This window comes from Bordetella genomosp. 13 (genome assembly GCF_007679965.1).
In the GTDB taxonomy this organism is placed as follows: domain Bacteria; phylum Pseudomonadota; class Gammaproteobacteria; order Burkholderiales; family Burkholderiaceae_B; genus Bordetella.
In genome coordinates, this window is the sequence record NZ_VEHL01000011.1 from 121,356 (window position 1) to 147,671 (window position 26,316).

The 26,316-nt window shown below is 69.6% G+C and carries 24 protein-coding genes; 10 read left to right on the top strand and 14 right to left on the bottom strand.

All coding sequences use genetic code 11. The features are described from left to right. Window positions 1-22: 22 nt before the first annotated feature. The 4 genes from FS845_RS23465 to FS845_RS23480 all read right to left on the bottom strand — a co-directional run bounded on the left by FS845_RS23465 (window position 23) and on the right by FS845_RS23480 (window position 4,141). A complete protein-coding gene (locus tag FS845_RS23465; RefSeq protein WP_144639978.1) occupies window positions 23-982 on the bottom strand; it encodes a Bug family tripartite tricarboxylate transporter substrate binding protein in 960 nt (319 codons plus the stop codon). Window positions 983-1,053: 71 nt separating this feature from the next. Continuing rightward, window positions 1,054-2,343 carry a carboxylesterase/lipase family protein gene (locus FS845_RS23470; protein ID WP_144639981.1) on the bottom strand — a complete coding sequence of 430 codons (1,290 nt, stop codon included), beginning with the start codon at window positions 2,341-2,343 and terminating at the stop codon, window positions 1,054-1,056. A 122-nt stretch (window positions 2,344-2,465) separates the two neighbouring features. Next, complete coding sequence (locus FS845_RS23475) at window positions 2,466-3,317, bottom strand: SDR family NAD(P)-dependent oxidoreductase (RefSeq protein WP_144639984.1); 852 nt, start codon at window positions 3,315-3,317, stop codon at window positions 2,466-2,468. An 83-nt stretch (window positions 3,318-3,400) separates the two neighbouring features. Further along, window positions 3,401-4,141 carry an SDR family oxidoreductase gene (locus FS845_RS23480; RefSeq protein WP_144639987.1) on the bottom strand — a complete coding sequence of 247 codons (741 nt, stop codon included), beginning with the start codon at window positions 4,139-4,141 and terminating at the stop codon, window positions 3,401-3,403. A 268-nt stretch (window positions 4,142-4,409) separates the two neighbouring features. Between FS845_RS23480 and FS845_RS23485 the strand changes: the two genes are divergently transcribed. After that, a complete protein-coding gene (locus FS845_RS23485) occupies window positions 4,410-5,333 on the top strand; it encodes an AraC family transcriptional regulator (protein ID WP_144640252.1) in 924 nt (307 codons plus the stop codon). An 88-nt stretch (window positions 5,334-5,421) separates the two neighbouring features. Continuing rightward, on the top strand, window positions 5,422-5,994 hold the full coding sequence (locus FS845_RS23490; RefSeq protein WP_144639990.1) for a YceI family protein: 573 nt from the start codon (window positions 5,422-5,424) through the stop codon (window positions 5,992-5,994). A gap of 20 nt (window positions 5,995-6,014) precedes the next feature. On the opposite strand, the gene FS845_RS23495 is transcribed toward FS845_RS23490, so the two are convergent. The 6 genes from FS845_RS23495 to FS845_RS23520 form a co-directional block, all read right to left on the bottom strand. Further along, a complete protein-coding gene (locus tag FS845_RS23495; RefSeq protein WP_144640254.1) occupies window positions 6,015-7,385 on the bottom strand; it encodes a cytochrome c in 1,371 nt (456 codons plus the stop codon). 34 nt (window positions 7,386-7,419) lie between these two features. After that, window positions 7,420-9,666: a xanthine dehydrogenase family protein molybdopterin-binding subunit gene (locus FS845_RS23500; RefSeq protein WP_144639993.1), complete on the bottom strand. Its 2,247-nt coding sequence runs from the start codon at window positions 9,664-9,666 to the stop codon at window positions 7,420-7,422. Continuing rightward, a complete protein-coding gene (locus FS845_RS23505; protein WP_144639996.1) occupies window positions 9,666-10,226 on the bottom strand; it encodes a (2Fe-2S)-binding protein in 561 nt (186 codons plus the stop codon). The genes FS845_RS23500 and FS845_RS23505 overlap by 1 nt, the downstream gene beginning before the upstream one ends. Window positions 10,227-10,383: 157 nt before the next feature. Next, the gene (locus FS845_RS23510) at window positions 10,384-11,277 is read right to left on the bottom strand and encodes a LysR family transcriptional regulator (protein WP_144639999.1); all 894 of its coding nucleotides are present in this window, start codon (window positions 11,275-11,277) and stop codon (window positions 10,384-10,386) included. A 48-nt stretch (window positions 11,278-11,325) separates the two neighbouring features. Continuing rightward, on the bottom strand, window positions 11,326-12,231 hold the full coding sequence (locus tag FS845_RS23515; RefSeq protein ID WP_144640002.1) for a LysR family transcriptional regulator: 906 nt from the start codon (window positions 12,229-12,231) through the stop codon (window positions 11,326-11,328). Between the two features lie 63 nt (window positions 12,232-12,294). Next, window positions 12,295-13,266, bottom strand: a complete 972-nt coding sequence (locus tag FS845_RS23520; protein ID WP_144640005.1) for an AraC family transcriptional regulator — start codon at window positions 13,264-13,266, stop codon at window positions 12,295-12,297. Between the two features lie 94 nt (window positions 13,267-13,360). Here FS845_RS23520 and FS845_RS23525 point away from each other — a divergent pair, with 94 nt between their 5' ends. Beyond that, window positions 13,361-14,194, top strand: a complete 834-nt coding sequence (locus tag FS845_RS23525; RefSeq protein ID WP_144640008.1) for an oxidoreductase — start codon at window positions 13,361-13,363, stop codon at window positions 14,192-14,194. Window positions 14,195-14,316: 122 nt separating this feature from the next. On the opposite strand, the gene FS845_RS23530 is transcribed toward FS845_RS23525, so the two are convergent. After that, window positions 14,317-16,662 (bottom strand): cytochrome P450/oxidoreductase, encoded by a 2,346-nt coding sequence (locus tag FS845_RS23530; protein WP_144640011.1) that lies wholly within the window; start codon window positions 16,660-16,662, stop codon window positions 14,317-14,319. A gap of 75 nt (window positions 16,663-16,737) precedes the next feature. Beyond that, window positions 16,738-17,712 (bottom strand): Bug family tripartite tricarboxylate transporter substrate binding protein, encoded by a 975-nt coding sequence (locus tag FS845_RS23535; protein ID WP_144640013.1) that lies wholly within the window; start codon window positions 17,710-17,712, stop codon window positions 16,738-16,740. A gap of 127 nt (window positions 17,713-17,839) precedes the next feature. On the opposite strand from FS845_RS23535, the gene FS845_RS23540 reads away from it, so the two are divergent. The 6 genes from FS845_RS23540 (at window position 17,840) to FS845_RS23565 (ending at window position 23,614) form a co-directional block, all read left to right on the top strand. Continuing rightward, window positions 17,840-18,661: an IclR family transcriptional regulator gene (locus tag FS845_RS23540; RefSeq protein ID WP_260986422.1), complete on the top strand. Its 822-nt coding sequence runs from the start codon at window positions 17,840-17,842 to the stop codon at window positions 18,659-18,661. 86 nt (window positions 18,662-18,747) lie between these two features. Continuing rightward, window positions 18,748-19,497: an FkbM family methyltransferase gene (locus FS845_RS23545; protein WP_144640016.1), complete on the top strand. Its 750-nt coding sequence runs from the start codon at window positions 18,748-18,750 to the stop codon at window positions 19,495-19,497. A gap of 4 nt (window positions 19,498-19,501) precedes the next feature. Beyond that, window positions 19,502-20,515, top strand: a complete 1,014-nt coding sequence (locus tag FS845_RS23550) for a phosphotransferase enzyme family protein (RefSeq protein ID WP_144640019.1) — start codon at window positions 19,502-19,504, stop codon at window positions 20,513-20,515. Window positions 20,516-20,523: 8 nt separating this feature from the next. Then, on the top strand, window positions 20,524-21,369 hold the full coding sequence (locus FS845_RS23555; protein ID WP_144640022.1) for a radical SAM protein: 846 nt from the start codon (window positions 20,524-20,526) through the stop codon (window positions 21,367-21,369). Further along, entirely contained in the window at window positions 21,366-22,406 is a 1,041-nt protein-coding gene (locus FS845_RS23560) for an asparagine synthase-related protein (protein WP_144640025.1), read from the top strand. Before FS845_RS23555 ends, FS845_RS23560 begins: the two co-directional genes overlap by 4 nt. Next, on the top strand, window positions 22,403-23,614 hold the full coding sequence (locus FS845_RS23565) for a glycosyltransferase (protein WP_144640027.1): 1,212 nt from the start codon (window positions 22,403-22,405) through the stop codon (window positions 23,612-23,614). The genes FS845_RS23560 and FS845_RS23565 overlap by 4 nt, the downstream gene beginning before the upstream one ends. On the opposite strand, the gene FS845_RS23570 is transcribed toward FS845_RS23565, so the two are convergent. Continuing rightward, window positions 23,571-24,269, bottom strand: coding sequence for a cephalosporin hydroxylase family protein (locus FS845_RS23570; protein WP_144640032.1), 699 nt, complete (start codon window positions 24,267-24,269; stop codon window positions 23,571-23,573). The genes FS845_RS23565 and FS845_RS23570 overlap by 44 nt on opposite strands. Here FS845_RS23570 and FS845_RS23575 point away from each other — a divergent pair. Beyond that, window positions 24,268-25,581 carry a phosphotransferase gene (locus tag FS845_RS23575; RefSeq protein WP_186332393.1) on the top strand — a complete coding sequence of 438 codons (1,314 nt, stop codon included), beginning with the start codon at window positions 24,268-24,270 and terminating at the stop codon, window positions 25,579-25,581. The two genes, FS845_RS23570 and FS845_RS23575, sit on opposite strands and share 2 nt — an antisense overlap. Here the strand turns inward: FS845_RS23575 and FS845_RS23580 are convergent. Next, complete coding sequence (locus FS845_RS23580) at window positions 25,546-26,181, bottom strand: polysaccharide deacetylase family protein (protein ID WP_144640038.1); 636 nt, start codon at window positions 26,179-26,181, stop codon at window positions 25,546-25,548. The two genes, FS845_RS23575 and FS845_RS23580, sit on opposite strands and share 36 nt — an antisense overlap. Window positions 26,182-26,316 lie beyond the last annotated feature (135 nt).

Sequence of the window (26,316 nt, forward strand, 5' to 3'; positions counted from 1 at the left end):
CCTTGCAAAATGGCGCCGCGGCCTATTGCAGCCGTATGCCCAGCTCCTTGATGAGCGGCGCCATCTCGGCCCGGTCGGCCGCGATGGTGCGGGCCAGCTCGTCGGCGGTGCCGCCAATGGGGATCATGCCCAGGGTCTGCATCTGCGCCTTCATCGCGGGCTCGCTCAAGATGCGCGCCACGGCCTGCTGAATCTGTTCGGCGCGCTCGCGCGGCACGCCGGCCGGGGCCATCAGGCCAATCCACGGCTGAGGCGCATAGCCCGTCAGGCCCGACTCGTCCAGCGTGGGCGTGTCGGGCAGGCCGCCGAAACGCTGCGGGCTGGTGATGGCCAGCGCCCGCAGCCGGCCGCTGTCGATCAGGCCCTTGGAACTGGACGGCGCATCCAGCGCCACGTCCAGCTGGCCGCCGATCAGGTCGCTCTGGGTCTTGCTGGACGACGACGAGGGCACGTACAGCGCCTTGATGCCGGCGCGACGCGCGGTCTGCTCCCACACCAGGTGAAAGGCCGTGCCGACGGAGAACGAGCCCACGCTCAGGCTGCGCTGCCGGCTGGCCTGCACGAAGTCGTCCCAGGTGCGCAGCGGGCTGTCGGCCGCCACGATGAACAGGAACGGCGTGCGCGCCACCAGCGCGATGGGCTGCAGGTCTTTCTCGGTGTCGAACGGCAACTGGTCGACGGCGAACGGCACGATGGTGACGGTCGAGGCCACCACCATGCCCAGCGTATAGCCGTCAGGTGGCGACTTCAGCAAGGCGCTGGTGCTGATGATGCCGGACGCCCCGGGACGGTTCTCCACCACGACGGGCTGGCCCCAGGCCTCGCCCAGCCTGGCGGCCAGCACGCGCAGCATCACGTCCACCGGCCCGCCGGGCGGATTGGACACGATGATGCGGACGGGACGGTCCGGAAACGCGGCCTGCGCGGTCGATGCGGCGGCCAGTGCGGCGGCCAGTGCGGCGGCCACGGTGAAGACTGCCATCGCGGCTCGCCTGAGACGCTGGAACATGAACTACCCCCTTGTGATATGTGTATTGGTGTGCCGCGCGGACCTCAGCCGGCGTCCAGCGCCTGCACGTGCGGTGCGGCCGGCCACGATGCGGCCGCACCGCCCGGCTCCTGCCCGCGGATGAAAGCCAGCCAGGCCTGCTGCGTGGCCTGCGCCAGCCCGCGCGCCGCCTGCCCGTCCAGGCCTTGCAGCATGGGCGCGTCGGCGAAGGCCTCCAGCGTGCCGAACACGAAGGGCAGCTCGATGCAGTGGCAGGCGCCGAAGCGCGGCGTGGGCGCCACGTCGAAGCGCGCCAGCCAGGCCTGCCGGCCCTGCTGCCGCGCCCACTCGGCCCACTGCCGGCCGGGCGCCCCGAAGACCTGCTCGCTGTGAGCGGGCACGGTGTCCCAATCGGCGCCGGGAAAGGCGGCCATCTCGTCGCGGGTATAGGCCACCAGCACGTCCGCGCGGCCGGCCGCGCGCCGCAGGGCCGGCTCGACGTCGTCGGGCAGGACGTCCCCGTCGCGGACCGGCCCGAACAGCGAGCGGCCCGAGCCTTCGGCCTGCAGCGCGGCCACGACCTGCGGATCGCGCTGCGCCTGCAGGAAATTCTGGAAAGGCAGCTCGCGCGCCTGCGCCAGCGTCCGGGCGCCCGCCGCCCGCAGCACCAGGTCGCCCAGCGCCTGGGCCTGCCGCGCGCTACGGTAGCCGCGCCCCAGCGACGCGCTCTGCAGGATGGCGCGTGAAAAGCGCGGCTGGCGGGCCAGCATCGCGCAGATCGACGAGGCGCCGGCGGACTGGCCCATCAGCGTCACGCGCGAGGCGTCGCCGCCGAACGCGGCGATGTTGTCCATCACCCAGTCGACCGCCGCCTCCATGTCCAGCAGCGCCACGTTGGCCGTTTCGCCGGGCACGTACAGCCAGCCCAGCGCGGCCAGCCGATAGTTCACTGCCACCACGACCACGTCGCCCTGCGCGGCCAGCCGCGCGCCGTCGTACCAGGGCAGGTCCCCCGCGCCGCTCTGCCAGGCGCCGCCATGCAGCCAGACCACGACGGGCCGCGCGGCCGGCTCGATGCCGGGCGTCCACACCGTCAGGTGCAGGCAGTCTTCCGACTGTTCCGCCTCGAAATCCCCCATGGCCTCGCGCAGTCGCGAGGGCAGTTGCGGAGGAATCGGGCCCGAACGCGTCGCATCGCGCACGCCCTGCCAGGCGGCGGCGGACCGCGGCGGCGCGAAGCGCAGGGGCCCAACGGGCGGCGTCGCATAGGGGATGGCGCGGAAACTGCACACCTCGCCCTGCCGCGCGCCGCGCAGCGCACCTTGCCGTACCTCGATCTGCACCGTCTCGGTCATCCTGCCTCCCTGGCCTGACGGCCGCCGCGTGGCGGCCTCCCGCCACATGGTAGGGAGAAATGGCCATTACGGGACATGCCGGTTTCGATCGGACCCATGCGGGACCGGAATACCCCGCGGGGTCAGCCGGCGTAGTCCGTGGCCAGCGCCGAGCCCCGCCACGCCTCGATATCCCGGCGCACCGACTGCATCTTCTGTTCGGCCAGTTCGTTGGAGATCCTGCCCGCGAACAGGTGCAGCGGCGGCTCGGCCACGTCGGCCGCCTGCATGATCAGCAGCGCCAGCCGGTCCGGATCGCCGGGCTGGTTGCCGTGCAGCGTGTCCAGGTGCAGGTCCAGCGAGGCACGGGCCTCTGCGTAGTCGTCGATCTGGCGCTCGGACACGGCCAGCGCGTCGCTGGCCAGGAAATCCGTGCGCACCGGGCCGGGATAGACCACGGTGGCCTTGATGCCCAGTTCCGCCACCTCGGCCGCCAGCGATTCCGTCAGGCCCGCGATCGCGAACTTGCTGGCCGCGTAGCTGCCCCAGCCCGCGTAGCCGCCCTGGTAGCCCACGATGGACGAAATATTGATGACGTGCCCGGCGCGCCGCGCACGCAGGTGCGGCAAGGCATGGCGCAGCACCGTGGCGGGCGCGAAGACGTTGACCTCGAAGTTGCGGCGCAGTTCGGCGTCGGACAGGGCCTCGATGGCGCCCTGCTGGGCGTAGCCCGCGTTGTTGACCACGACGTCGATGTGGCGGAACGCGTCGATGGTCCGCCGGATGGCGGCGGCGATGCTCTGCTCGTCGGCCAGGTCGGCCTGCAGCGCCAGGAAGCGCCCGGCGGGCGCATCCGGATGGGCCTCGGCCAGTTGCGCCAGCGAGCGCGAGGTGGCAGCCACGCGGTCGCCGCGCGCCAGGGCGTGCGACACCAGCCGGCGGCCGATGCCCTTGGAGGCTCCGGTGATGAACCAGGCCTTCGGTTGTTCGTTCATGGATGCTCCTTGGATGAGGGATGAGGGATGCCCGCGTGGCCTGCCGGGCGCCGGCAGCCAGCGGCGACCGCGCCCGGAGACGCTCAATACGGGCTGGCCGTCGGACGCACCACGATCTCGTTCACGTCCACGCCGGCCGGCTGGTCTATCGCATAGGCGATGGCGCGGGCGATCGCGTCCGGGGTCATCGCCACGCTGCGGAACTGGCGCATGGCCGCCTGCGCGCTGGCGTCCGTGATCGTGTCGGCCAGCTCGGACTCGACCACGCCGGGACAGATCACCGTCACGCGCAGCCTGTCGGTCTCCTGGCGCAGGCCGTCGGAGATGGCGCGCACCGCGAACTTGGTGGCGCTGTACACCGCGCATTGCGGCCACACCGCCAGGCCGCCGATGGACGAGATGTTGATGACCTGGCCTTCGCCCTGCCGCTCCATGATGGGCAGCACCGCGGCGATGCCGTGCAGCACGCCGCGGATGTTGACGTCGATCATGCGGTTCCACTCGTCCAGCTTCAGCGCGTTCAGCGGCGACAGCGGCATCACGCCCGCGTTGTTGACGATGACGTCGATGCGGCCGAACGTGTCCATCGCGTATTGCGCGAAGGCGGCGGTGTCCTCGGCCGAGGTCACGTCCAGCGCGCGGTAACGCACCGATTCGCCGGCCTCGCCCAGCGAATCGACCAGCGCGGCCAGGCGGTCGGTGCGGCGCGCGCCGATCACCAGGCGGTGCCCCTGCGCGGCCAGCAGGCGCACCGCGCCCTCGCCGATGCCGCTGCTGGCGCCGGTGACGAGGATGACCTTGGACTGTCGGGATTGGTTTTCCATTTGCACACTCCTATCGATGGGCCATGGCCGGCGGTGGGCACGCGATTTTCAGGGCCGTGCCGGCCTGGGCGGTTGTTCGGCCTTGCATATCAAGAGCCTGTGTAGAAATGGTAGAAGCGCGGGCCCGCGGCTTGAATACCCATGACGATTCGATGCTTGCCCATTCCTATCGATCGTCTCGACCCCTGCGCCGCGGGCCGCCTACAATGGAACCACGCGGCCGACACGGAGACCCATCGTGAGAAGCACCACCCCGGCATCGCTGAAGATGACCGACATCCTGATGCGCCTGGCGCCCAACGAGGGCTATACCCAATCCGCCCTGGACAGCGTGCGCCTGATGCGTTCGAACCGCCCGCTGGCGCGCACGCCGGTGCTGTACGAGCCAAGCATCGTCATCGTCTGCCAGGGCCGCAAGCTGGGATTCCTGGGCGACGAGATGTACGTGTACGACCCGCAGCAATACCTGGTGCTGTCGGTGCCGCTGCCCTTTTCCACCGAGACCCTCGCCAGCGAGGACGAGCCCATGCTGGGCGTGGCCATCCGGCTGGACCTGCTGGAACTGAGCGCGCTGATCACCGAGCTGGACGATGCCGCCGGCCCCGGCCGGGGCGCGCCCCTGGGCATCGTGTCCACGCCGCTGGACGACGACCTGGCCGATGCGACGCTGCGCTTGCTGCGCGCGCTGTCGTCGCCGCTGGATGCCAGGGTCCTGGGGCCCGCCATCGTCCACGAGATCTGCTATCGCGTGCTGACCGGCGCGCAGGGCGCGGCCATGCGCGCGGCGCTGGCGCACAACGGGCGCTTCGGCCGCGTGGCGAAGGCGCTGAACTGCATCCACGCGGATTACGCGCAGCCGCTGACGGTGGCGCAGCTGGCCAGCGAGGCCGGCATGAGCGTGCCGGCCTTCCATGCGAACTTCCGCACGGTCACGCAGACCTCGCCGATCCAGTACATCAAGTCGACCCGGCTGCACCAGGCCCGCCTGCTGATGATCCGCGACGGGCTGACGGCGGCGGGCGCCGCGGCGAAGGTGGGCTACGAAAGCCCGTCGCAGTTCAGCCGCGAATTCAAGCGCTTCTTCGGCCGCACGCCGTCGGACGAGGTGCGGGACAAGCGGGAGACTTTCGCGCTGTCGCCGGCCACCCGGCTGGACGACCTGGAATGGCGGCCGGAAGCGATGGCCGGCTGATGGAACAGTGCATCTCGCGAACGTCGCGAAGCCGCGGATTTCGCCATGCTAGGATCGTTTTCCCCTCTTGCCTGATGAAGATTCCGCCATGAAAAAACTGCTCGCCACCTGCCTCCTGCTAGCCGCTACGCCCGTCATCGCGGCGCCCGTCACCTACGAGCTCGATCCCACGCACACTTATCCCAGCTTCGAGGTCGACCACTTCAACGGCGCGTCGGTATGGCGCGGCAAGTTCGAAAAGAGCTCGGGCAAGGTGGTGATCGACCGCGCCGCCAAGACCGGCAGCCTGGAAGTCGAGATCGACGCGGCCAGCGTCAGTAGCGGCAACGCCGACCTGGACAAGGAGATCGTCAGCGCCAAGATGCTCGACGCCGCGAAGTTCCCCAAGGCGGTCTACAAGAGCACGAAATTCGTGTTCGAGGGCGACCGTCCGGCGAAGATCGAGGGCGAACTGACCCTGCATGGCGTCACCCGGCCGCTCACGCTGACGGTGGATTCGTTCAAGTGCTACGACAACCCCATGCTCAAGCGCGAAGTGTGCGGCGCCGACGCCAAGGGCGAATTCAGCCGCGACGACTACGGCGTGGACTTCGGCAAGGACTTCGGCTTCCAGATGTACACGCGCCTGCAGATCCAGGTCGAGGGCGTGAAGGCGGACTGACGCCCGCACGCCCTCGCCCGTCAGCGCATCTGCAGCACGATGACCTCGCTGCTGGCGGGATCGGTGCGGTCCCGCAGCGCCTTCACGTCGGCCTGCGACACCGCGCCGCCCGTGTTGCCCCAGGACGTGCGCACGAAGCTCAGCACGTCCGCGATCTCCTTGTCGGACAGCTGGTTGCGGAAGGGCGGCATCCGGTAGGCGTCGGGCACGCCGTCGGCCACGATGCGGCCCGAGCCGTTCAACGTGACGTTGATGTGCGAGGCCGACTCCTTGACCAGCGAAGACGCCGATCCCGCCAGCGGCGGAATCCACTGTCCCTGCCCGCGCCCGTCCACGCCGTGGCAGGCGCTGCATCGGGCCATGTAGGTCTGCGCGCCGGGGATCTTCAGGAACTCGGCCGAGCCCGGCGCGGCCTGCGTCGCCGCCACGTACTGCCAGGGCTTGCCGTCGCGCGCCGGATCGCCAGGCAGGGACTTCAGGTAGCGCGCCACCGCCTTCAGGTCCTCGTCCTTCATGAACTGGGTCGAGTTGTTGAAGGCGTCCGTCATCGATCCGAAGACGACGGCGTGCGCGTTGCGGCCCGTCTTCAGGAACTGGTAGACCTCCGCCTCGCTCCAGCGGCCCAGGCCGGTGTTGTGGTCGTTGCGCAGGCTGGGCGCATACCAGCCATCGAGCAGCGCGCCGGACAGGTACCGCGGATCGCGTTCGTCGTAGGCCTTCTCGTCGAAGGCCGCGCCGCGCGGCGTGTGGCAGCTGCCGCAATGGCCCGCGCCCTGCACGAGGTAGGCGCCGCGCAGCCAGAGCGGGTCGCCGCTTTCCGCGGCCACGGGCGCATAGCTGCCCGACCCGGTGAACACGGCGTTCCACAGCGCCAGCGGCCAGCGCTGGTTCAGCGGCCATTCGATCTCGCTGGGCTTGTTCTGCTGGCGCGCGGGCCGCACGTCGTGCATGAAGTAAGCGTACAGCGCGCGCACGTCGTCATCGCTCAGCTTGACGTACGACGGATACGGCATCGCGGGATACAGCCTGTGCCCGTCGCGCGCCACGCCGTGCCTGACGGCCCGGTCGAAGTCCGCCAGGCTGTAGCTGCCGATGCCCGTGTCCTTGTCCGGCGTGATGTTGGTCGCGTAGATCGACCCCAGCGGCGTGGCCATCTCCAGCCCGCCAGCAAAGGGCGCGCCGCCGGGCACGCTGTGACAGGCCACGCAGTCGCTCAGCCGCGCCACGTACTCGCCCTGCCGGACCATGGCGTCCGAAGGCGTCTGCGCCGCGGCGTCGCCATCGAAAGCCGAGGCGGGCGTCCTCGTCACGAACCACGCCACGCCGGCCGCCGCAGCCAGGGCGGCCAGCAGCACCACGTGCCGTTTCCGGGGAAATCCGCGCTTCTTCATGTTCTTGTCGCTACTGTTCACGGATACGCCCGCCTCAGACTTTGAAGGTATGGCGAGACAGCGGCAAGCTGCGCACGCGCTCGCCCGTCAGCGCCGCCACCGCATTGACCACCGCCGGGGCCACGGCCGGCAGCGGCGGCTCGCCGATGCCGCCCATCTTGGCGCCGCTCTCGACCACGCGCACGTGCACCCGCGCCATGCGCGCCGCCGGCAGGATGGGGTACAGGTCGTAGTTGCGCGCGGCGGGCATGCCGTCCTTGTAGACGGCCTCTTCCACCAGCGCCTGCGACAGCCCCAGCGCGACGGCCCCATTGACCTGGGCCTCGACGATGGCGGGGTTGACGATGTTGCCCGGGTCGATGGCCTCCCAGATGTCGTGCACCCTGACCTGGCCCTGCTCCAGGGACACCTCGGCGATCACAGCCGCCTCGGTGCCGAACGGCGACGCCATCGCCACGCCGCGCGCGCGGCGCGTGCCGTCCTCGGCGGTGTAGGGACCGCGCCGCCATCCTCCCGACAGCTCGCCCACCGCTTTCAGCAGCGTGGTCAGCCGCGCGTTGCCCTGCAGCAGCCGCAGCCGCAGTTCATAGGGATCCTTGCCGCCCTTGTCGGCCAACTCGTCGAGGAACGCCTCGTACATGAAGTCGTTGAGCGAGTTGCCGACCGAACGCCAGTAGCCCAGCATCGCGGGCTGCTTCACGTAGATCTGCGCGATCCGGCGGTTCGGGATCGCGTAGGCCTTCTTCGCCAGGCCCTCGACCGCGGTCGGGTCCACCGTCTCGCCGCGCCGGTTGCTGATGCCTTCCGTGGGCCCTTCGGTCACCGTCACGGCCTCCAGCGCCACCGGCATGCCGTCGGCGTCGAGGCCGGCGCGAAAGCGCACCGCGGCCGTGGGACGCAGCGTGTCGCGCAGGAACTCCTCTTCGCGGCTCCAGATCAGCTTGATGGGCCGGCCCACCGCCTTGGCCAGCGCGATCGCCTGCGGGTAGGGATTGGCGGTGTCGTACAGGAAGTGGCGTCCGAAGAAACCGCCCAGCAGCGGCGAATGGACGATGACCTTGTCCGGCGCCAGGCCGGCGCGCTTGGCGATGTCGGCGCGGAACATGTCGGGCGCCTGATTGGGCGCCCAGACCTCCAGCGTGCCGTCGCTGTTGAAGCGCGCCAGCGTGGACGAGGGCTCCAGCTGCGCGTGGTTCAGGTACGGGCTGTGGTAGGTGGCGCTGACCGTGGTCTTGGCGCCTTGCAGGGCCTGGTCCAGATTGCCCTCGGTCTCGGCCGCCTCGCCCGCGCCGGGCGCTTGCGCCAGGCGCTCGCGGTAGGCCTCGGTCGAGAAGTCGGCGGGCATCCTGCGCGCGGCGGCATCCGGCCCGCCTTCCTGCCAGTCGACCTGCAGGGCCTCGGCGGCGCGCTTGGCATGCCACCAGCGCTCGGCCACCACCGCCATGGCGCCGGGCAGGCGATGCACGGAATGCACCCCTTTCATGGCGCGCACCTGCGCCTCGTTGCGCACGCCGGCCACGGTCATGCCCAGCCGCGGCGCGTGCTGCACGGCCGCGTGCAGCATGCCGTCAACCTGCATGTCGATGGTGTAGAGCGTCTTGCCCGTGGACTTGTCGTGCGCGTCCAGGCGGGGAACGGGCTTGCCGATCCAGCGGAACTGACCGGGGTCACGCAGCGTCACGCCGGCGGGGTCGGGCACCGGCAGGTCGAGCGCGCGCGGCGCCAGCTCGCCGTACGCCAGCGTACGGCCCGACGCGGCATGGACCACCTTACCGGGCTCGGTGGACAGTTCGCCCACCGGCACGCCCAGTTGCGTGGACGCGGCCTGCAGCAGCATCAGGCGCGCCATCGCGCCCAGGCGCCGCATGGCCGCGTAGCCCATGCGCACGGACATGCTGCCCCCGGTGATGCGCCGGCCGTTGGCCAGCACGACGAACTCCTGGCCCGGCGGCGCGTTCTCCACGATGAAGGTGGAGGGATCGGCGTCGAGCTCTTCGCCGACGATCTGCGCCATCGCGGTGAAGGTGCCCTGCCCGCCCTCGATGAAGGGGCTCAACAGGCGCACCCGGCCGTCCGGCCGGATCTCGAGGAACGCGGGCACGCGGGTGGCGGGCTCCGAGGTGGTGACGCCCTGCGCGCGTGCGCGGCCCATGGGCAGGCCGAAGCCCAGCACCAGGGCGCCTGCCGCGGCCCCCAGCAGCAGATGGCGGCGGGACACATTGACAGGTTCGCCGGTGGGATAGTCGGGACCGGCGGCGGGTACGAAAATGGCGTCTTTCATCACGCGGCCTCCCCGGTGCGCGCGCTGCCGCAGCAGCCGGCATGGTCCGCGGTGTGGATCGCGATGACGCCCGCCCCCGCCGCCGCACGGCGCGCGCCGGACGCATCGCCCGGCTTGCCGCCGGCCAGGTCGTGCAGCGCCGCCTTGATGGCGTTGTAGGTGCCGCAGCGGCAAAGATTGATCATGGCGGCCGCGATCTCGTCGTCGGACGGATGGGGAATGTGCTTGAGCAGCGCGGTGGCCGCCATCACTTGGCCCGACTGGCAGTAGCCGCACTGCGGCACCTGGTGCTTCACCCAGGCGGCCACCACGCGCTTGCCGACCTCGTCCTGCTCGACGCCCTCGATCGTGGTGATGGCGCGGCCGGCCATGCCGCCGACCGGCATGACGCACGAACGCACCACCGCCCCATCCATCAGCACCGAACAGGCGCCGCACTGCGCCAGGCCGCAGCCGTATTTCGTGCCCGTCATGCCGAGATCGTCGCGGATCACCCACAACAAGGGGGTATCGGGTTCCGCGTCGACCGTACAGGTCTTGCCGTTGATGTTCAGTTCCATATTCTTCGATCCTCTATCCGGCATCCGGCGCACGGTGGCCCGCCAGGCGGCGCCGCGCGCCTGGACTGACTCGGAGCTTATCGCCAATCGCCGGCGTGCGAGGGTGCCGCCGATTGCATGCTCCCATGCACTAGATTGATGAATCGAAGCGGCGGCGCTATTCCGGATGGCGCAGCGCGTCGATCACGACCTGCATGGCGCGCGGGGTTTCGCGGCGGCTGGCGTGGAACAGGTGATAGCCGGGAAACCTGCGCCACCAGGCCTCCAGGACGGGCACCAGCGTGCCCGCATCGATATGCGGCCGGACCAGGTCTTCCGGCACGTACGCCAGCCCGTGGCCCGAGAGCGCGGCGTTGACGATCTGGTAGACGCCGTTGAACGTCGCGCGCCCTTCCACTTGCACGTTCATGGCGCGTCCGCCCTTCTTCAATTCCCAGGCGTACAGGTTTCCCCGGGTGGGCAGCCGCAGGTTGATGCAGTCGTGCGCCGTCAGGTCCTGCGGCCTGGCCGGCATCGGCCGCTGCGCGAAGTACGCAGGCGCGCCCACGATGGCCAGGCGCAGGTCGGGGCCGATGCGCACGGCGGAAATATCGCTGCCGAGGCCGTCGCCCAGGCGCACGCCGAAGTCGTAGCGTCCCTGGACGATGTCGCTGAAGGCGTAGTCGACGTGCAGCTCGACCTTGATCCGGGGATAGTCCGCCAGCACCCGCGACAGCTTCGGCCACAGCACCGTGTCGATCGCATGGTCGGTGGCGGTGAACCGCAACGTGCCGGCCGGCGTGCCGCCCAGGTCGACGATGGATCGCAGTTCCGCCTCGATGTCCCGCAGCTGGGGCGATACGGCCGCCAGCAGCCGCTGCCCGGCCTCGGTCACCGACACGCTGCGCGTGGTGCGCGTCAGCAGCCGCACGCCCAGGCGCGTCTCCATCTCGCGGATGGTGTGGCTGAGCATGGACTGCGACATGCCCAGCCGGGCGGCCGCCCGCGTGAAGCTGCGCTCCTCGGCGACCGCGATCAGCGCGAGCAGTTCGCTATAGGGTTTCCGGGACATGGAGCGCCGCCATCAGGAAAGGGGAATACGCCAGCGTCGACCACATCGCTAGCCCTCGTGCCGCAGCGCCGCGACCAACAGCGCCATCGCGCCGGACGGCTGCCGGCGGCTGGGATAGTACAGATGAAAGCCCGACCACAGCGGACACCAGTCCTGCAGCACGCTGGCCAAGTGGCCCGCCTTCACGTAGGGCTGCGCCATTCCCTGCGGCACGTAGGCCACGCCCAGCCCCTCGACCGCGGCATCCAGGCAGTCGTAGATGGTGTTGAAAGTCAACTGGCCGTCCACCCGGACATTGACCTGGCGCCCGTCTTTCTCGAACTCCCAGGCCCACAGCCCGCCGTAGGTGGGCAGGCGCAGGTTGATGCAGTTGTGGTGCATCAGGTCCGCAGGGACCTGCGGCACCGGGTGCGCGGCGAAGTAGCGCTTGGTGGCGACGACGGCGAAGCGCACGTCGGGGCTGATGCGCACGGCGATCATGTCCTGCGCCACCGACTCGCCCAGCCGCACGCCGGCATCGAAATGATTCGCCGCGATGTCGGTCAGCCCGTTGTCCGCGGACAGTTCGACCTTGATCCCCGGATACTTCGGCAGGAAAGTCTTGAGCTTGGGCTTGAGCACCTGGCGGATCGCATGGTCCGACGCCGTGATGCGGATGGTGCCCGTCGGGCTGTCGCGCAGTTCGGACAGGGCCAGCAGCTCGGCGTCGATGGCCTCGATCCGCGGCGCGACGGTCCGCAGCAGGCGCTCGCCGGCCTCGGTGGGCGACACCGCGCGGGAGTTGCGTACCAGCAGCTGCACGCCCAGGCCTTGCTCCAGGCCGCGCACGGCATGGCTGACCGCGGTCTGCGACAGGCCCAGCCGCGCGCCCGCGCGCGTGAAGCTGCGCTCGCGCGCCACGGCGATGAAGGCCGTCAGGCCCGCGAACGAATCCCGGAGTATGTCTTTCTGCATGTCGACGCGCTTCGCTATGGGTGCCCTCCTGGAACGATATCACCGCGCGCGGGACCGGCCGTTTCAGTGCGAGGACACGTACACCGCGTCCTCGAACGCCTGCGGAATCGCGAAGCTCTCGCGCATCCGCCTGGCTTCGGCCGCCGGCGTGGCGCCGAACAGGCGCTTGAATTCCCGGCTGAACTGCGACGGGCTGGTATAGCCCACCGCGTAGCCCGCGGCCTCGGCCGTCAGGTCCCGGCGCACCATCAGCAGGCGTCCCTGGTGCAGCCGCGTCGACTTCACGTACTGCATGGGCGAGACCTGCGTGATCGACTTGAAGTGGCTGTAGAAGCTGGGCTCGCTCATGCCGGCCTCTTCCGCCAGCAACGCCACGTCCAGCGGCTTGGCATAGTCGGCGTGGATGCGCCGCAATGCCTTGCCTATCCTGCCGAAGTGCCCGCGCATGGCCAGCGCCTGCCGCATCGCGCCGCCCTGCTCGCCCGTCAGCACGCGGAAGTACAGCTCGCGCAGCAGGCCCGGGCCCAGCACGTCGGCCTCCAGTGGATCGTTCAAGGCGTCAAGAAAGCGCAGCACCGATCCCTGCATCGCCGGGTCCATCGGCGTGGACATCATGCTTCGCGGCGCCTGCCTGGGGTCCGCTGCGCCCTGCCGGTCGATCTGCTCGGCCAGCTCGGCCGCCATCGTGAAATCCAGGTGCAGGTACAGCGCCAGCAAGGGATGGTCCGCCGTGGCCTCGGTTTCCATGTCGAACGGCACGGGCACCGACACGGCCAGGTAGTGGTTCTCGTCGTACAGATAGAGCTGTTCGCCGAAGTAGCCGCGCTTGCGGCCCTGGCACACGATCACGATGCCGGGGTCGTACAGGACCGGCGTGCGCGACAGCGCGCGGTCGGACCGCAGGATGCGCACGCTGGGCAACGCCGTCAGGTTGTAGCCCTCGTCGGGGGCGAGGGCGTGCAGCAGCGCCACCATGCGCTTCCGGTCATCGGACGACGCTCCCGTCGACTGCTTGGCCACGGCTTTGGTTTTCATAGTTTTATGCAAGAAAAACAGGGAATTCCGGGTTAAACAGCGGATCAAGCATAACTATTATGAATCCTCTGATCAACATCACGGAGGTATCCAGATGGCATCCCGCAAAACCCTGCTCATCACCGGCGTCAGCAGCGGCTTCGGCCGCGCCCTGGCACGGGAAGCCCTGGCCGCGGGCCACACGGTGGTGGGCACCGTGCGCAGCGCGCAAGCCAGGCAGGATTTCGAAGCCCTGTCGGCCGAGGCCGCCATCGGCCGCGTGCTCGACGTGACCGACTTCGACGCCATCGACGGCGTCGTGCGCGAGATCGAGGCCAGCGTGGGCCCCATCGACGTGCTGGTCAACAACGCCGGCTATGGCCACGAAGGGGTCATGGAAGAGTCGCCGCTGGCGGACATGCGCCGGCAGTTCGACGTGAACGTGTTCGGCGCGGTCGCCATGATGAAGGCGGTGCTGCCGTTCATGCGCCAGCGCCGCCGCGGCCACATCCTGAACATCACGTCCATGGGCGGCCACATCACCATGCCCGGCATCACGTACTACTGCGGCAGCAAGTTCGCCCTGGAAGGCATTTCCGAGGCGCTGGGCAAGGAAGTCGCCTCGTTCGGCATCGCGGTCACCGCCGTGGCGCCCGGCTCGTTCCGCACCGACTGGGCAGGCCGTTCGATGGCCCGCGCGCCGCGCTCCATCCCGGACTACGACGCGGTCTTCGACCCCATCCGCCAGGCGCGCGAGGAAAAAAACGGCAAGCAGCTGGGCGATCCCGCGAAGGCGGCGCGCGCCATGCTGGCGGCCATCGATTCGGACCAGCCGCCCGCGCACCTGCTGCTGGGCAGCGATGCGCTGGGACTGGTGCGCGGCAAGCTGTCGGATCTCGCGAAGGAGATCGAGGCCTGGGAAAGCGTCACGGTGTCGACGGACGGCTGAGGACGAGGCGCCACGCGCGGCGCCTCCATCCGACCGAGCAAGGCCGCCGAGGCTCGCTCGCGCAGCGGCGCACCACCGGCGTCAAAGGCCCGAGCCACCAGGGCCACGGGCCGGCCCCGGCCCTACAGCTCCAGCACGATCTTCCCGCCCCTGGCCCGCGAGCAGCAGCTCATCATCTTGCCGTTGGCCTCGCGCTCGGCGCGCGTCAGCACCACGTCGCGATGGTCGATGTCGCCCGCCAGCACGCGCACCTCGCACGAGCCGCACAGGCCCTCTTCACAGTCGCTCTGCACGTCGATGTTGGCGGCGCGCAGCGCGTGCAGCAGGGTCTGGTCGGCGGGCACGTGCACCGTCAGGCCCGAGTCCTTCAGCTCGACCTCGAAGCCGTGCTCCTTGGACGGATCCAGCTTGCCCAGCGTGGAATGGAAGTGCTCCACGCGCAGCGTGTCTTCGGGCCAGTGCGCACAGGCCCGCGCCAGGCCGTCCAGCATGCGTTCCGGTCCGCAGGCATAGACCTGCGTGCCCGCGCGCGGCTCGGCCAGCAAGGCGGCGAAGTCGTTGCGCTGCCCTTCGTCGCCCACGTGCAGGCGCAGCCTGTCGCCGTGCAGCGCCGCCAGTTCGGGCAGCAAGGCCATGCAGGCGCGCGAGCGGCCGCTGTAGTGCAGCTCGTAGTCGATGCCCAGTTCGCGCGCGCGCCGCGCCATGGCGCTGATGGGCGTGATGCCGATGCCGCCGGCGATGAAGATCGCGCGGCGGGCGTCCTCGTCCAGCCGGAAGTGCGTGCGCGGGCCGCGCACGCGCAGCCGCGTGCCCACGCGTGCGTTCGCATGCATCCACGCCGAGCCGCCGCGGCCTTCCGCCTCGCGCAGCACCGCGATCTGCAGGCGGCCCGCATCGGCGGGATCGCCGCACAGCGAATACTGCCGCGACAGGCCGGTGTCGCCGCATTCCACGTCGATGTGCGCGCCCGGGGCCCAGCGCGGCAGGGCCTTGCCGTCCGGCGACGCCAGCGTCAGCAGCACCACGTCGCGCGCGGCGTCATCCACGCGCTCGACCACCAGCGTGCGCGTGATGGCGCCGGCCGTGGGCTCGCCGATGCGCACCGGCTGGCGCAGGGCCAGCAGCTCGGGCCGCCGGCGCTCCGGGTTCAGGCTGGGGTCCCATTCCACCCACAGGTGTTCGGGGCCGCGGAATGAAGTATTCGGCACATACGTGAATGACTGCTCGGCCAGCTTCATGTGCGGCAGGCGGCGCGTCAGCTCTTCCAGGAAGATCTGCATCTCCATGCGGGCCAGGTTCTTGCCCATGCACTGGTGCGAGCCGTAGCCGAAGGTCAGCTGGTCGCTGGAGTTCTCGCGGCGGATGTCGAACAGGTCCGCGTCCGCGAAATGCCGTTCGTCGTGGTTGGCCGAGGAACTGACGATCAGCAGCTTCGACCCCGCCGGGATCGATATTCCGGCGATCTCGGTATCGCGCGTGGCCAGGCGCCGCCAGGCCGCCACCGAGCCGTTGTGGCGCAGGCATTCCTCCACCGCGTTGGGGATCAGCGAGGGATCCTCGCAGATGTCGCGCCACGCGTCGGGATGCTGCAGCAGCAGCTTGATCGCATTGGCCGAGGCGTTGGCGGTGGTCTCGTGCGCCGCCACGATGCCGGCCATCATCATCGAATGCAGGTACGAATCCGTGACCACCTCGGGATGTTCGCGCTGCTTGCGGATGCCGTATTGCATCCAGCCCGGCTGGTCCGGATCCTGCCGCATCTTGTCCAGGATCTTGCCGGCCAGCAGCCAGAAGTTGCCCACGGCATGCGCCACGGCCACCTGCTCTTCGGGCTTGGGACGTCCCCATGTATTGACCGTGTGCGCGATGGAATACTGGCGCAGCAGGTCCATGTCCTCTTCGGGCACGCCCAGGAAATGCAGTGCCACCGTCAGGGGCACTTCCCACAGCATCTGGTCGACCAGGTCGGCGCGGCCGTCATCGACGAACTTGTCGACGTACTGGCGCGTCAGCCTGCGCACCATGGGCTCGTGGTGCTTCAGCGCCTCGGGCGTGAAGGGCTCCATCAGCACGCGGCGGCGCGGCATGTGCGCCGGCTCGTCTTCATTGACCAGCGTGCGGTTCATCGCATAGCCATATTCGGCCAGCACCGCGTTGGCCTCGGGGCCCGTGGGGGTGATCTTCTCCAGCGCGATGGACGGGCTGAAGGTGATGTTGTCGCGGAAGATCGCCTTGATGTCGTCGTAGCGCGTCACCACCCAATAGCCCAGCTTGGGGCTGTAGAACACGGGTTCCTGCTCGCGCGCCCAGCGCACGTATTCTGGAGGATCCTGCTGATAGCCGTCGCCGAAGGGATCGAATTCGGCCGCGCGCGCGCTGACGTGCACCGGACAGCCGCCCGAGGGGGCGGCGGGCGCGGCGGCGTGGTGGATGGGGCAACGCGGGGCGGAAGTAGCGGTATCAGACATGGCGTCCTCCGGGGTGAATCGAAAACGGGGCGCGGGCCGGCGCCGAAACGCCGCCCGCGCCGGATGGCGAAACGCTCAGTCGAGCTTGATGTTCAGGTCGGTGATCAGCTTGTGCCAGCGGGTGCGTTCGGCCTGCAGCAGGTCGCGGTACTCGGCCGGGGTATTGCCCACGGGTTCGATGCCGAAGTCGACCAGCTTCTGGCGGATGGCGGGGTCCTTGATGGTGGCCACCAGCTGGCGGTTCAGCGTGTCGATGACGGGCTGCGGCGTGGCGGCCGGCACCACGATACCGACCAGCGCGGCGGCCTCGACGCCCTTGTAGCCCAGCTCGGCGAACGTGGGCACGTCGGGCAGTTGCGGCAGGCGCGTGGGGTTGGCCACCGCCAGCGCGCGCACCTTGCCGCCCTGGATGAAGCCCGCGCCCGCGGCCAGGTCGACCATCATGGCGGGCACCTGCCCCCCGGCCACGTCGGCCAGGGCCGGGGCGGCGCCGCGGTACGGCACGTGCACCAGGTTCACGCCCGTGTTGACCTTGAGCAATTCCATGGCCAGGTGGTGCGGGCTGCCGGCGCCGGCCGAGGCGTAGTCCAGGCCCTTGCCGCTGGACTTGGCGGCGTCCAGGAAGCCCTTCACGTCGTTGGCCTTCAGCGCGGGGCCGGCGACCAGGATCATGGGGAAGCGGCCCATCAGCGTGACGGGTGCCAGGTCCTTGACCGGGTCGTACGACAGCTTCTGGTACAGCACCGGGTTGAAGACCAGGGTGCCGTTGTCGGCCGACAGCATGGTGTAGCCGTCCGGCGCGGAACGGGCCGTCTCGGCGGCGCCGATGGCGGTGTTGCCGCCCGGCTTGTTGTCGATGATGACCGTCTGGCCCAGGCGGGTCGTCAGGCCCTGGCCGACGGTGCGGGCCAGGAAGTCGGAGCCGCCGCCAGCCGCGTAGGGCACGACCCAGCGCACGGGCTTGGACGGATAGGCGTCGGCGGAATGGGCGGCGGGGGCGACCGCCAGCAGACAAGCGGCAATGAGATGAGAGATGCGGACCAGGCGCATGGATTGTCTCCGTGGGTGTTATGGCTGTTCGATGTGGACTGCAGCGTATTTTGCGTAAATCATATACGCATTGCGTAATTCGTCAATCCGGGTTTAACCTGCGGCTTTCCTTGTCGACCGCTGATCCATGACGACTGCCTCCTCCGTTGCCCGACCTCGCGAACGCCGCCAGCGCGTGCAGGCCGCCGAGACGGGCATGGCCGTGCTGAAGGCGCTGGCCGAGCTGGGCGGGCGCGCCACGCTGACGCTGCTGGCCGGCGCGGTCGAGGAAAGCCCGGCCAAGGTGCACCGCTACCTGGTCAGCCTGATGGAGGCCGGCCTGATCAACCAGGACACGGCCACCCAGCAGTACTACCTGGGCCTGGAAAGCCTGCTGCTGGGCCTGGCCGCCATGCGCCAGGCCGATCCCATCCGCATGGCAGAGGCCTCGCTGGTGCGGCTGCGCGAGGAGCTTGAAGTGACCTGCTTCGTGGCGGTCATGGGCAACAAGGGCCCCACCATCGTGCGTTTCGAGGAACCAGGCCTGCCCGTGACGGTGAACGTGCGCGTGGGGTCGGTGATGCCGCTGCTGTGGTCGGCCACCGGCCGGGCGCTGCTGGCCACGCTGGACGAAAGCGCGGTGCGCAAGCTGGCGCTGGCCGAACTGGACGGCGCGCCGCCGGAGCGCCGCGCGCTGCTGGACGCCGACGACCCCATCGGCTGCCTGCAACGGTCCGTGCTGGCGGCGGGCTGCGCCTGCGTGCGCGACACCAACCTGCCCGGCATCAGCGCCGTGGCGGCGCCGCTGTACGACTACACCGGCCGGCCGCGGGCCGTGCTGACCGCGCTGGGCGCCACGGGCGGCTTCGATGCCTCGGTGGACGGCCCGATCGCGCAGGCGGTGCGCCGCGAAGCCCAGGCCATCAGCCGCCTGCTGGGCCATACGGCCGAAACTGACGCGAACGCCTGAACGACGCCGTTCTTTGATAGGCTTCGGCTTGGACCTGGCCGCCGGCTTGAGGCGGCCCCTCCCCCAAGCCGCCTTTCAGGAACGCCATGCAGGACGCCCCCGCCGCGCTCGACCTGTCCGGTCTGGCCCCCAGCCTGTACGCCCAGGGCACCGAAGAGGCCATCCTTGCGCGCCTGATGGAGCGCATCGCCCCCACGACGCGGCATTGTGTGGACATCGGTGCCAGCGACGGCCTGCGCAACAGCAACACGGCGCTGCTGTTGCGCGAACGGGGATGGCAAGGCCTGCTGGTGGAGGCCAGCGCCTATCGCTACGACAAGCTGCGCACCAACTACGGCGCGGCGCGCAACGTGCAATTGCGGCAGCAGCAGGTGCAGCCCGACAACGTCGATGCCCTGCTGCGCGAGGCTGGCGTGCCCCGGGACTTCGACCTGCTGTCGCTGGACATCGACGGCAACGATTATTGGGTATGGCAGGGCCTGACGGCCTTCCAGCCGCGCATCGTGGTCATCGAATACAACCCCTACTACCAGCCGCCCGAACGCTGGGTGATGCGCTTCAACCCCGACCACGCCTGGGACGGATCGACTTACTACGGCGCCAGCCTGGAGTCGCTGTACCACCTGAGCCGCAGCAAGGGCTACGAACTGGTGTGCTGCGACGACATGGGCAACAACGCGTTCTTCGTGCGACGCGACCTGTATCCGCTGCTGGGCATCGCGGACAACAGCCCGTCGGCGCTGTTCCGCCCGGCCATGTACAAGCTGCGCTATGTGGGCCACAACACCTTCGTCAGCGGGCATCCGTATCGCTACGGGCCGGCGGAACAGATCTGAAGGCATGGACGACCGGCCCCCTCCGCCCGAGGCACTGGCCCGACTGTGCGGGTCTTATGCCCTGACGCAGGCCGGGCCCGCGCGGCGGATCAGCGAGCGCGTCTGGCGCCTGCCGACCGCCACGGGCGACGTGGCCGTGAAGCTGTACCGGACCGGCCAGCGCGACCGGGCGTTCAAGGAGGCCGCGCTGCTCGCGCACCTGCGGGCGCATCCCGATGCGCGCTTCCGTGTGCAGGACCTCATGGTCACGGCATCGGGCGATGCGGTGTGGATATCGGAAGACGACGATGCCAGCGCCATGCTGACCCGCTGGGAAACGGGCCGGTTCAGGACCTACGACACCTATGCCTCCGAAGAATGGGCCGCGCTGGGCGCCAGCCTGGCTGCCCTGCATGTCGGACTGGATGCGCTGCGAGGCCTGCCCGTGGCGCTGGACACGCTGTCGGCGCGCCTGCGGGCGCTGGATGCCGACGCGCTGCGTCGCGAACTGGCAGACGCGCCCGCCCGGGCGCCCACGCATGCCGGCTCGGCGCGCCTGCGGCAATACGTGGACACCTGCCTGCGCCTGATCGACGCGCACCATCCCGGCAGCCTGTCCGCCTTTCCCGGGGGTGACCCGCAGCGGCCCATCCACAATGACTACAATCAATTCAACTATCTGTTCGGCGGCACGCTGCCCCCGCTGGTGCTGGATTGGGAAGCGTCGATCGGCGCGCCCCGCGAATACGAACTCGTGCGCTGCATGAACCACCTGCCGCTGGAAGCTCCCGAACTTGCGCAAGCCTTCGTGCACGCCTATCTGCACGTGCGCCCCTTGCGCGCCGAGCGCATGGCCTGGGCCGTGGACGCCGCCTGCCTGCAGCACGCCCTGAAGCACTGGCTGCTGCAAGGCTGGCTGGCCGACCCGCCCAGCTTCGAGACCTCCCTGCAAGGTGCGCTGCGCATGGTGTCGATGATGGACGGCGCGCGCGGCCGGCTGATCGATTTCTACCAGCAGTGCCTGCACGCACAACGTTGAGCCGCGACATGGACACTCCCGCCCGCCAGCACGTGTTTCCGCCGCCGATGGACCGCGGCTATCCCGTGGTCGATGGCCGCATCCAGACGCGTTCGCTGGAAACCCACATCGTCGACCACTGCAACCTGACCTGCGCGGAATGCTGTTCGCTGTCGCCCCTGTTGCCCGCCTGGCACGTCAGCCCGCAATCGCTGGCCGACGACCTGCGGCGCGCGGCCCGCGTGCTGCGTCCCAAGGTATTCAAGCTGGTCGGCGGCGAACCGCTGCTGCATCCGGAGCTGATCGAACTCGTGCGCCTGGCACGGCAGTCGGGCATCGCGCCGGTCATCTCCATCACTACCAACGGCCTGAAGCTGGGCGAGATGCCCGAGGCGTTCTGGCGGGAAGTGGACGCGCTCACGATATCGCGCTATCCCAGGCCGGGCCTGTCACCGGCACTGGTCGCGCATATCGAAGCCCAGGCGGCGCGCCACGGCGTGCGCCTGAACTGGAAAGTGCAGGACGCGTTTTCCAGCATGACGCGCGTGCACCCCGACGATGACGAGGACACGGCGCGCCGCATCTACGCCGACTGCTGGATACGCGAACGCTGCCACATGATCCGCGACGGCATGTTCTACACGTGCACGCGGCCGGCGCACTTCCATACGCTGTACCAAGGCAAGCGCGACTTCCACGGCGACGGCCTGGCGCTGCGCGACGATGCCGGCCTGCGCGACGACCTGCTGGCCTACCTGCTGCGCGAGGCCCCGCTGCAGGCCTGCCTGCATTGCCATGGCGGCAGCGCGCCGCAGGCCCCCCATCGCATCATGAAGCGGGCCGAGGTGATCGCCTTGAAGGCCGAATACGCATGATCGCCGGCACGCGCGATCCGTTCGGTTTTCGGCGGCTGCATTATGTGACGGGCGGGATGGGCGAGGGCATCCTGCAGGCCTTGCAGGCGGCGGGCGCGCAGGCCGGCGATGCCGACGCAGCTGCCATTCGCGGCTATCTCGACGGATCCCGCCTGACCGGCCACACCGTGCTGCGCAACGTACGCGCCGTGCCGCCGGGACATGCGCTGGAACGAACCGCCTCGGGATGGGCCTTGCACGCCGCGCCCTTGCACCCCACGCCAGGCAATCTGCACGCCCTGCTGCGCGACAGCTTGCGACGCGTGCTGGACAGCGGCCAGCGCGTCGCCCTGGCCCTGAGCGGCGGCCTGGATTCCGCGCTGCTGCTGGCCCTGCTGAGGGAACTCGGCGCGCAACAGGACGTCCCTTCGTACATCCTGGCCACCGGCCTGCCCGACTACTGCGAGCGCGAGCCCGCGCTGGACATCGCGCAACGCCTGGGCGCGCGCGTGAAGGTCGTGCACGTGGGCGAACACGACTTCGTGGCCGCCCTGCCCCGCGCCGCGCGCTGCGTGGAAGAACCCATGTTCAACCTGCACCCCGTCGCCAAGCTGCTGCTGGCCGACGCCATGGCCGCCGACGGCATCGACGCGGCCATCTCGGGCGACGGCGCCGACCAGGTCATGCGGCGCGACGTGTCCGCCAACTACCTGCCGCTGTGCAATGCCCTGTTCGACGCCGCGTCCGTACGGCTGCATGCGCCGTTCATCGATGACGCCGTCGTGCAGCATCTGATGTCCCTGCCGCCCGACCCGGACAAGCACTGCCTGCGCGAACTGGGTTCGCGATTGAAGCTGCCCGACCGCCTGGTGCGCGGCGCCAAGCGCGGCCGCCTGGCGCCCGCGATGGACCTGTCGCCCTTGCTGGATCGCGGTCGCATCCATGCCCTGGCGCGCACGCTGGACATCGACCCGCCCACGCTGCAGGCCGACACCGAGCGCATGCTGTGGGCAACGTTGACGATGACTCTGGACCACCTGCGGTGCCCCTCACCATGAAACGCATCCTGTTCTGCGTCGTGCCCGAGAAGGGCCACGTCAACCCGTGCATCGGGCCCGCGCAACACCTGCGCGCCGCCGGCTTCGACGTGGGCTTCTACGCGCCCGCCGACATCAGCGCACAGCTGGACCACGCGGGCGGCTTCACCTTCCTCGGCCCGCGCGAAACGCCCGAGCGCCACGACCTGTCCCGCGGCGCGGGCTTCGCGGCCAACATCCAGGACGCGCAGTGGCTGCGGCAATGGATCCACACGCTGCTGGTCGAGCGCGCCGCGGACCTCGTGGACGGCATCCGCGCCCTGATCCGGCAATGCCGGCCCGCGGTCGTGGTGATCGACCCGCTGCTGTACGCCTCGGCCATCGCCGCCGCGCTGGAAGACGTGCCGTGGGTATCGCTGTCGAACTCCCTGAACCCCGTGCTGCCGGACGACATGGATTCGGACCTGCTGCGCACGGTGCGCTGGCTGGCGCCCGAGCGCGATGCGTTGTTCGCCCGCTACGGGCTGCGCGCCGGCTTTCGCGGCTGCGACGTGCTGTCGCCGCACCTGACCCTGGCATTCACCACGCAGGCCCTGGTGGGCCCGGCCCCGGCCGGCGTCGAACTGGCCGGCCCCGCCTTGCCTTGCGGCCCGCGCGGCGATGAGCTGCCGTTTCCGTGGGACCGCCTGGATCCTGCATTGCCGCTGGTCTACCTGTCGCTGGGCAGCCAGCTCTACTACCACCCGGACGTCTTCGCCAAGGTGGCGCAGGCCACCCGCGGCATGGCCGTGCAACTGGTGCTGTCAGTAGGCGAACTGGCTGGCAGCGGCCAGTTGCCGCCGCTGGGCGAGCACGCCATCGCCGTGCGCTACGCGCCGCAGCTGGCGCTGCTGCGGCGCGCCCGCGCGTTCATCAACCACGGCGGGGCCAATTCGGTGATGGAATCGCTGGCCTGCGGCGTGCCCATGCTGCTGTCGCCGCTGTGCAATGACCAGTTCCATTCGGCGCATTTCGTCGAGCGGGCCGGCGCGGGCCGCCGCCTGGACCTGCGCGAGGCCTCAGTGGCGCGGATCGCCGACGCGATCCAGGCCCTGCTGCAGCGGCCCGGCACGTACGCCGACAACGCCGCTCGCATCGCGGCCAGCTACGCCGAACGCGACGGCTCGGCCCACGCCGCGCGGCTGATCAGCGCACTCGCTTCAGGAAGCCGCCCGGAGACAGCGTCATGATGACGCGGTCCTCGATGTCGCCGTCGACTTCGAAGCGCGCGTCCTGGTCCAGGAACTCCGCCACCGCCGTAGCGGGATTGTTGCCGCGTCCGTAGGGCTTGCCATGGAACATCCCGGCGGGCAGGTATTCCATGACGGTGTCCATCACCACCACGTAGCTGTCCCGCGACACCAGTTCGGCGTAGCAGCGCAGCTCCTGCAGCACGTGGGCATGCGTGTGCGTCAGGTCCAGGATGGCCATCACGGGGCCCTGGCTGTTGGCCTGTTCGATCTGTTCCCGCACCGCGGCCAGCACGTCCGGCGCGCAGGATTCGCCTTCGACCAGGTGCATGCGGTGCGCCAGGCGATGGGACTGCAGCGTCTGCCGCACCTCGCCGCGCAGGCGCGGCTCGACGGCCACAACGCGTCCGTGGTCCGTGGCCAGCTCGAGCATCGAGGCCGAGAACACCACGCCCCCGCCCGCGGCAATGCCCGTCTGCACGATGACCGACGGCCGCAGGCGCCACACCAGTTCCTGGATGGCCAGCATGTCGCCGGGCAGGTGGAAGAAGCGTTCGCCCAGCCAGCGGATGTTGAACAGGTGATCGAATTCCGCGGCCCGCGTCAGCCACTCGACGTTGATGTCCCGCATGCGGGCGGAGATGCGCTCTGACATGATCGATGGCGTAGAACAGAGAGACACGCTGGCCGCGCTGTTGCATGCGCACTGGGGACTGCGCGTGACGTCGCTGCGGGCCATGGCAACGGGCCATACTAACAAAACGTACTGGGCGTGGGATGGGGTGCGCAGCGTGGTGCTGCGCGTGTCGTGGGCGGGCAAGCCGGAACGGCAGGTGCGGGACGAGGCCAGCGTGCTGGCGTGGCTTGGTACGCCGAGGAACACGGCGTTGGAACCGGGCTGCCCGACAGCGTTGCCAGAGATGCCCGCGGTGCCTCGGCTGGTACCGACAAGCGATGGCCAGGCTTGCTTGCGTTGGAATGCGCATTGGCTGCACGTGTTCGAGGCGATTCCCGGACGGGCGGGGGAATTTGGCGAAGCACGCATGGACGATAGTGGTCCAAGCGTTTCCATATCGCGTCGCGCCGGCAATTCGCGCGCCTTGTCCGGCAAGGCGGACGACCCGCGGGGCATGACCGCGATAAACACCCCGCAGACAGAAGCGCTCTCGGGAACCGTGACCTCCCCGTCGGATGGCTTCCCGCCGCATGATCGCCCGGCGTGCGGCGGCCCGGAAAGGCACGTTCCCCTACGAACCCATGACGACCATGGCCCGCCGGGGCCGTCCGCGAACGCCGACCCCGACGTCCCCACGGCAAGCATTGCCAACGCCATGCGCACGTTGGCACGCCTGCACGGTGCATTGGCCGCGCTGGCCACGGACACGCAGGATGCCTTGGCTTGGCTACGTGCTCGCCATACCCGAGTGTCGCGCCTTCCCAATGCCGCGATACCGTCGATACCGGAACATCAGTACGGCAGCGTCCTCCCAAGTATCGCCGGGCTGTTGTCGTCACTGGATGCCGGGATTCCAGGCCCCGTGCAATGGCTGCATGGCGACTACCACGCCGGCAACCTGCTGCTCATCGATCAGGACGTCAGCGGCATCCTGGACTTCGACGACGTGGGGCAAGGCTCGCCGTGGATCGAGGCCGCCTTCGCGCTGTTCGCCTTGACCCGCGACGTCTCGCGCGAGGACGCCTTCGTGTTCGATGCGCCGGCCTGGGATGCCGGCCTGCGAGCCTATGCGCAGATCCGGCCGGACGTTCCCGCGGCATGGCTGCAAGCGCATCGCGGCAGGCTCATGCTTCTGTTCTGCGCGGACCAGGTACTGATCCACCTGCATGCGGCCCGGCGCGGCCTGTGGGCGCCGGGCGCCGGCATGGGCTTCCTGGGCTGCTGGCGCCAGTTGCTGGCAGCGCGCCAGCCCGGCTTACCCCACCAGCTGCCGGAAACCGGGCTCGGCTAGCAGGCGCCGCACGGTTTCCACCGTGGCGGGACGCGGCTCGCGATGGCGGGAACTGTCGTGCAGGCAGAGCAGCACGTGCCCATCCTGTTGATGCGGCATCGCGTGTCCTGCGACGGGGGGTTGCTTGCGTATCCTCTGCGTCTCGACGTGGTGCACGATGCTGGCGAGCAAGGACGCCGGCGAGGGCTGCGGCCGGTGCCAATCGGCCGCGATCATCGTCCAGCCGACCGATTCACGGCCCATACGCCTAAGCACGGGCAGCCGAGGATCATCCGGCTGCACCCCATACGGCAAGCGCGGCGGAATGCCTGTCGGTGCGTCGCACCCGGCATCGCGATAGACCTCGCGAATCAACGCATCTGTAGCTTCGATCTCGGCGGCCAGTTCGACGTCCGTCAGATCGCCCGCACGCGCATGCGTATACGTGTGGTTGCCCAGCAGATGTCCTTCCCGCGCCATGCGCACGGCCGTGTCCCGATCCTGCGCCAGATTCCCGCCCAGCAGGAAAAACGTGGCCTTGCAGGACGCGTCGCGCAGGACATCCAGCAGATCCGGAGTCGATGGACCGGGGCCATCGTCGAAGGTCAGGCGTACAAGCATGCGAATGTGGGAGGCCTGCCGCGAGGGTTTGCGGCAACGGGATCGCGACATCGTATCAGGCGAGCCAGTGTCCGCGAACCATTGCGCGGCGTGGCCCTCAGCGACAACGAAGACCCGATTGCCACGCGGTCTGCA